Source organism: Pseudomonas sp. JV245A, assembly GCF_032424515.1.
Classification (GTDB): domain Bacteria; phylum Pseudomonadota; class Gammaproteobacteria; order Pseudomonadales; family Pseudomonadaceae; genus Aquipseudomonas; species Aquipseudomonas protegens.
Window position 1 is genome coordinate 1 of record NZ_VYKE01000228.1, and the last position, 5,564, is coordinate 5,564.

The window sequence follows — 5,564 nt, forward strand, 5'->3', positions numbered from 1 at the left end:
GCCCAGCGCACAATTGCCGGTGGACGATCTTCAGCGCCTGGCCGAAGGCCCCATGCCCGGGCCCCTGGTCGCATTCGGCTGCCGCCTCAATGCCCTGCAGGACCAGGGCGACTGGCCGGCCGCGGTGCAGATGGAGCAGGAACTGGATCAATTGCTGGCGGCCCGGTCGGCGCAACTGAACGGCATGAGTGGCCTGATCGAGTTACTGAGGGGCGAGTTGGCGTTCTGCCGCGCTTTGCAGCAGCGTGACGCCGCGCCCCTGAACAACACGCCGATGAGCGCCGAAGTGGATTGGAACGCACCCTGGCTGCGACCGCGCTGCCTGGCCTTGCAAGCCATTCTTGAAGGCGACCGGCAGCGGGGCGAGCACCATCTGCAACAGGCGCTGCAAGCGGCCAATAACAGCGTGGTGCTGTCCCAGGGCAAGAGTGAAGCCCTGCTGGCCGAACAGCTGCGAGCCTTGCCGGCGCCCACCCATCTGTAGGCGCTGGCTTGCCAGCGAAAGCGGCTGCCAGCCTGGCGCAAGGCTCATGGGCCGCTTCGCCGGCAGCCCGGCTTGTGCGGCCTGGGGATGAAAGTAGTCGGTGCAGGAGGACAAAACTCTTATACTCCGGCGCTTTATTTTCCCCACTCCGCCAGAGGAACGCCCCGTGGCCAATGACACCGACCAGGATTTCTACAACCGCGCCGACGCCGTTATCGAGCTGGCCAACTCCCATATCGCCGACAGCAGCCGGGGCAAGGCCAGCGCGTCGCTGATGTACGCCAACTCCCGCTTCAGCGCCTGGGTCAGCGCCTGCGGGTGCCGCAATGCCCAGGAGCTGGCGGCGGCCAAACAGCAGGCGGTGGATTATTTCGTCGAGGAGTTCCGCCTGATGATGGAAGAGAACCTCACGGACTACATCGAGAACTTCGAGCTGTACATGGGCGCCAAGCAGGACTGAAGGCGCCAGCGCCGCCAGTTGTGTAGCGCTTCTCGTGCCTGGCCCGGGCTGCCCGTAGCCCGGGGTCTTGTTTCGAGGATGGCAGGGCCCCGGCTACCGAGGGCCCTGCCTGAGTCGCCCCTCTCCAGGTGTACTCCCGCCTGTTGCGCTGACAAAAAAAGTGAACGGCATCACTCTTTGTTCAAGGGAAGCAGGCATCCGGTCGATAAGCTCTGAATGCCTATTGATATGGAGTTCGTCATGGCCTTGCTACCGGTTCGTCTGTCTCATCGTTTGACCCTCGGCAGTGTGTTGCTGTTGCTGTTCACGGCGTTGGCGGTATTTGCCGTGATGACCTTACGGGGGCAGCCCAAAGTGGTGGAGGCAAGCTCGGCACTGATCGAGCAGACCGGCAGCGCCATCGTTCGCCAGCTGGCGTTGCAGTTGGCGGGCATCGAAGGGGTGACCGCGAGCATGGCCCACCTGCTGGAAGGGCTGCCCAAGGAGCAGGCGCTGGTCATGGCTACCCTGCCCAAGGTGATCGACCATGAAGGCGACAAGGCGATCGCCGGGGGCGGCATCTGGCCAGAACCCAATGCCTTCACCCCCGGCGTGGAGCGCCGCAGTTTCTTCTGGGCCCGCAGCGATGCCGGGCCCCTGGCATTCTCAGATGACTACAACGCCGCCGGCAGCGCCGGTTATCACCATGAAGCCTGGTATACCGGCGCCCGCAACAGCGCGCCGGGCCGTTGCCTGTGGTCCGAGGCCTACCAGGACCCGGTGACCCAGGTGCCGATGACCACCTGCAGCGTGCCCTATCGCCAGGACGGCGCCTTTGCCGGGGTCGCCACCATCGACCTGCGCCTGGACGACCTGGCGCGCTTCCTCAAGGAGCAGGGGGCGGTCACCGGTGGCTATGCCTTCGCCCTGGACCAGGCCGGCAACGTGCTGTATTTCCCTGATGCCCAGGCCGGCGGCGGGGGCCAGATGCTCAGCTTCGACGCCCTGAGCAAGCAGCAACCCTGGTTGCTTCCGGTGGCCGAGGCCCTGGCCAAGCCGGCACCGACCGGGCAGGTGCGCAGCCTGGACCTGGACGAGGACGGGCGCTTGCAGGAAGCGGCGCGGGTCAGCTTGTTCAGCATGCCCGGCAGCGGCTGGACCATCGGCCTGGTGACCCCGGAGCAGAAGGTCACCGGCCTGGCCCGGGCCATGACCACCGAGATCTTGCTGTTCCTCCTGCCGTTGCTGGCGCTGCTGCTGTTCTTTGCCTGGCTGGCCGGGCACAAGCTGATTGCCCAGCTGGAAGAAACCACCCGGCAGATCGATGCCCTGGGCAGTGGCCAGGCCAGCGACAACGCCGAGCTGCACGTCGCCCGGGCCGACGAGATCGGCGCCTTGCGCGCCGCGGTGAACCGCTATGCCGGGCAGTTGCGGCAAATGCTGCAGAAGATCGCCAGCGAAGCCCGGCAGTTGCAGAACGAAGCCGCGCGCCTGGGTCAACTCAGCAGCACCCTGGCCCAGCGTGCCGAGCAGCAGCGCCAGGAGAACACCCAGTTGGCCACGGCCATCACCGAGATGTCCTCCAGTGCCCTGGAAGTGGCGCAGAACACCAACAACTGCGCCGACACCGCGCGCCAGTCCCTGGTGGTGGTGCAGGAGGGCCAGCACAAGGTCGATGCCAACAGCCAGTCGATCCAGCAGTTGTCCGCGGAAATGGCCGAGGCGGCGGCAGTGATCCAGCGCCTGGAGCAGGACAGCCAGCAGGTCGGCGCGGTGCTGGATGTGATCAAGGCGATCTCCGAGCAGACCAACCTGCTGGCGCTGAACGCCGCCATCGAAGCGGCCCGGGCCGGGGAGCAGGGCCGGGGCTTTGCCGTGGTGGCGGACGAAGTGCGGACCCTGGCCGGCCGCACCCAGACCTCGGCCAACGAGATCAGCGGCATGATCAACGACTTGCAGCAGGCCTCGCGTCAGGCGGTGCAGGCGATCCAGGCCGGCGAAACACGAACCCGCCAGGCGGTGGGCGAGGCGTCCGGTGCATCGGATGCGCTGTCCAGCACGGTGACCAGCTTCGACGATATTTCCCAGCGGGCGCAGCAGATTGCCGTGGCGGCCCAGCAGCAGAGCCACGTGACCCAGGAGATCAACGAACTGGCGGTGCGCATCCACGGCATCAGCGAGGACAACGCCCGGGACGCCCAGGCCCTGGACAAGGTCAGCGAGGCCATGCAGGCCCTGTCCGGGCGCTTGTCGAACCTCAGCCAGGGCCACCACTGAGGCATTGTCTGCCCGGGCCGTCGGTGGCCCGGGCGGGTTTCAGTCCCCCCGGGCCGCATTCGCCGGCCCGTATCAGATCTGGCTGTACATCATCAGCTTGAAGTTCAGCAACAGCCCCAACGACACCCAGCCGAGCCCCAGCAGGCCATTGATCAACGGCTTGCCGGGAGCCACGCGCGTGGCCAGGAAGCGGGCGATGGCGGCGCCGATCAGCGCGCCGGGAAAGTCGAACAGATAGAACAGCCAGCCCAAGGCGCCTTCCGGGGAACTGATCCACAGGCAGAACAGTTGCAGGTGCGCGGCCAGGGCCAGGGCCACCCCGGTGAACAGCGCCGGCGTGGGCCGGGTGCACAGCAGCAGGCCGAGAATCAGCCCCTGGGGCAGCCAGTAGGCGGCGAAGTTCTCCCAGAAATAATCTATCGGTTGCCAGGCCCGGACGATTGCCAGGGACAGTCCCCAGAGCAACGCGGCGGCAGCGGGCAGGTGATTCAGGGAGAGCAGGCGCAGGGAGCTGGAAGACATGCAGGATCTCGCTAATGAAGTTATGGATCAGCCGGGCTGATGGTCGGGGAGGGCGCTCTGGCTGCACAGCTCATGCACCACCTGGCGCAACCAGCGATGGGCCGGGTCGGCCTCCATGCGCGGGTGCCAGAGCAGGGAGATGGTCATCTCCGGCAGGGGCACCGGGAGGCTGAAACCGTGCAGGCCGTGCCGCAGGTTGCTGGTGTGGCGCTCGGGCACCATGGCGATCAGGTCCGAACCCCGGGCCAGGGCCAGGGCGGCGGAAAAACCGCTGACCAGGGTGACGATCTGCCGTTCCAGGCACAGGGCTTTCAGGGCCTCGTCCATGCGCCCATGAGCATGGCCCTGGTGGGCGGCGAGGATATGTTCGCCAGCCACGTAGGCATCCAGGCTTACCGGCCCCCGGCTCAAGGGGTGGCCGGCGCGGACCACGCCGATAAAGCGATCGCGAAACAGCGCCCGGGTGCGCAACTCGGGGCTGGTGTCGGCGTCGATCACCGCGGTTTCCAGGTCGACGCTGGCATCGCGCAGGGGCTGGCTGTCGCGGTCCAGCTTGGGTACGAAGTGCACCCGCACCCCGGGCGCTTCAGCCCGCAGTCGACTGACCAGCGCCGGGCCGAAATTCTCGACGAAACCATCACGGCTGCGCAGGGTGAAGGTGCGCTGCAGGCGGCCAAGGTCGATCTGCTCGGCCGGGCGCAGGGCGGCCTGGGCGTCTGCCACCAGTTGGCCGATGCGCTGGCGCAGCTCCAGGGCCCGAGGGGTGGGTACCAGGCCGCGCCCGGCGCGCACCAGCAGCGGGTCGCCGGTGGCCTGGCGCAGGCGGGCCAGCGCCCGGCTCATGGCCGAGGGGCTCAGATGCAGGCGCTGGGCAGCCCGCGCCACGCTGCCTTCGGCCAGCAGTACGTCCAGGGTCAGCAGCAGGTTCAGATCGGGAGTCGACATCGGCGCAATGTAGCACGCAGGCAGCTGGCATGGCGTTGAATGCATCAATTAACTGCAAAGGCTGCGCCTTCCGCCTGGTCACGGCTGGCCCTAGGCTGGCGGGCATCACCTTGCCGGAGCCTGTGCGATGCCCATTCCCGAGTCCCAAGCCGCCCCCCAGGAAGCCCTGGCGCCCCGTGCGCGCTGGGCCCTGGCCAGCCTGTCGCTGGCGATGCTGATGCCGTCCCTGGACACCAGCATCGCCAATGCCGCGCTGCCGAGCCTGGCCCAGACCCTTGAGGCGTCGTTCCAGCAGGTGCAATGGATTGTCCTGGCCTACCTGCTGGCCATTACCACCCTGATCGCCAGCGCCGGGCGCCTGGGGGACCAGTGGGGCCGGCGCCGGGCGCTGCTGGCGGGGATAGCCCTGTTCACCTTGGCCTCGCTGTGCTGCGGCCTGGCCCCTGGCCTGGGCTGGCTGCTGGCGGCCCGCACGCTGCAAGGCCTGGGGGCGGCGGTAATGCTGGCCCTGAGCATGGCCCTGGTGGGTGACGCGCTGCCCAAGGCCCGCACCGGGGCCGCGATGGGCTGGCTGGGCAGTATGTCGGCCCTGGGCACCACCCTGGGCCCGGCCCTCGGCGGCCTGATACTGGCCAGCGTCGGCTGGCGCTGGATGTTCCTGGTCAATGTGCCCCTGGGGTTGGTGGCGCTGTTACTGGCCTGGCGTTGCCTGCCGCCGGACCGGCCTGTGGCGTCGGCCAGTGCCTTCGATGTGCCGGGCAGCCTGCTGCTGGCCTTGAGCCTGGGCGCCTATGCCCTGGCCCTGACCCTGGGGCACAACTTGCTGGCGCCGTTGAACCTGGGCCTGCTGGTGGCCAGCGTGGTCGGGGTCGCGCTCTTGGTGCGTGTCGAGCGCCG

4 protein-coding genes and 3 pseudogenes are annotated in these 5,564 nt (G+C 67.8%); 5 read left to right on the plus strand and 2 right to left on the minus strand.

Annotated features, from left to right (window positions below):
* From F6S12_RS29280 to F6S12_RS33980, 4 genes and pseudogenes are all read left to right on the plus strand, one after another.
* A pseudogene (locus F6S12_RS29280) lies at positions 1-484 on the plus strand (hypothetical protein); the annotation flags it as partial.
* Between the two features lie 166 nt (positions 485-650).
* Positions 651-944 carry a DUF3144 domain-containing protein gene (locus F6S12_RS29285; RefSeq protein WP_011060609.1) on the plus strand — a complete coding sequence of 98 codons (294 nt, stop codon included), beginning with the start codon at positions 651-653 and terminating at the stop codon, positions 942-944.
* A gap of 498 nt (positions 945-1,442) precedes the next feature.
* Positions 1,443-2,078 (plus strand): annotated as a pseudogene (locus F6S12_RS33975) (cache domain-containing protein); the annotation flags it as partial.
* Positions 2,079-2,660: 582 nt separating this feature from the next.
* Positions 2,661-3,200: pseudogene (locus F6S12_RS33980) on the plus strand (methyl-accepting chemotaxis protein); the annotation flags it as partial.
* A 72-nt stretch (positions 3,201-3,272) separates the two neighbouring features.
* Here F6S12_RS33980 and F6S12_RS29295 read toward each other — a convergent pair.
* Both F6S12_RS29295 and F6S12_RS29300 read right to left on the minus strand, forming a co-directional pair.
* Positions 3,273-3,722, minus strand: coding sequence for a hypothetical protein (locus tag F6S12_RS29295; protein WP_015635096.1), 450 nt, complete (start codon positions 3,720-3,722; stop codon positions 3,273-3,275).
* 27 nt (positions 3,723-3,749) lie between these two features.
* Complete coding sequence (locus F6S12_RS29300) at positions 3,750-4,667, minus strand: LysR family transcriptional regulator (protein WP_123430408.1); 918 nt, start codon at positions 4,665-4,667, stop codon at positions 3,750-3,752.
* Positions 4,668-4,794: 127 nt separating this feature from the next.
* Between F6S12_RS29300 and F6S12_RS29305 the strand changes: the two genes are divergently transcribed.
* A partial coding sequence (locus F6S12_RS29305; protein ID WP_315869654.1) for an MFS transporter occupies positions 4,795-5,564 on the plus strand: 770 nt, incomplete at its 3' end.

Excerpts from the sequence above, each read along its gene's own strand:
- F6S12_RS29295 (WP_015635096.1), bottom strand. The coding sequence starts at position 3,722 with ATGTCTTCCAGCTCCCTGCGCCTGCTCTCCCTGAATCACCTGCCCGCT.
- F6S12_RS29300 (WP_123430408.1), bottom strand. The coding sequence starts at position 4,667 with ATGTCGACTCCCGATCTGAACCTGCTGCTGACCCTGGACGTACTGCTG.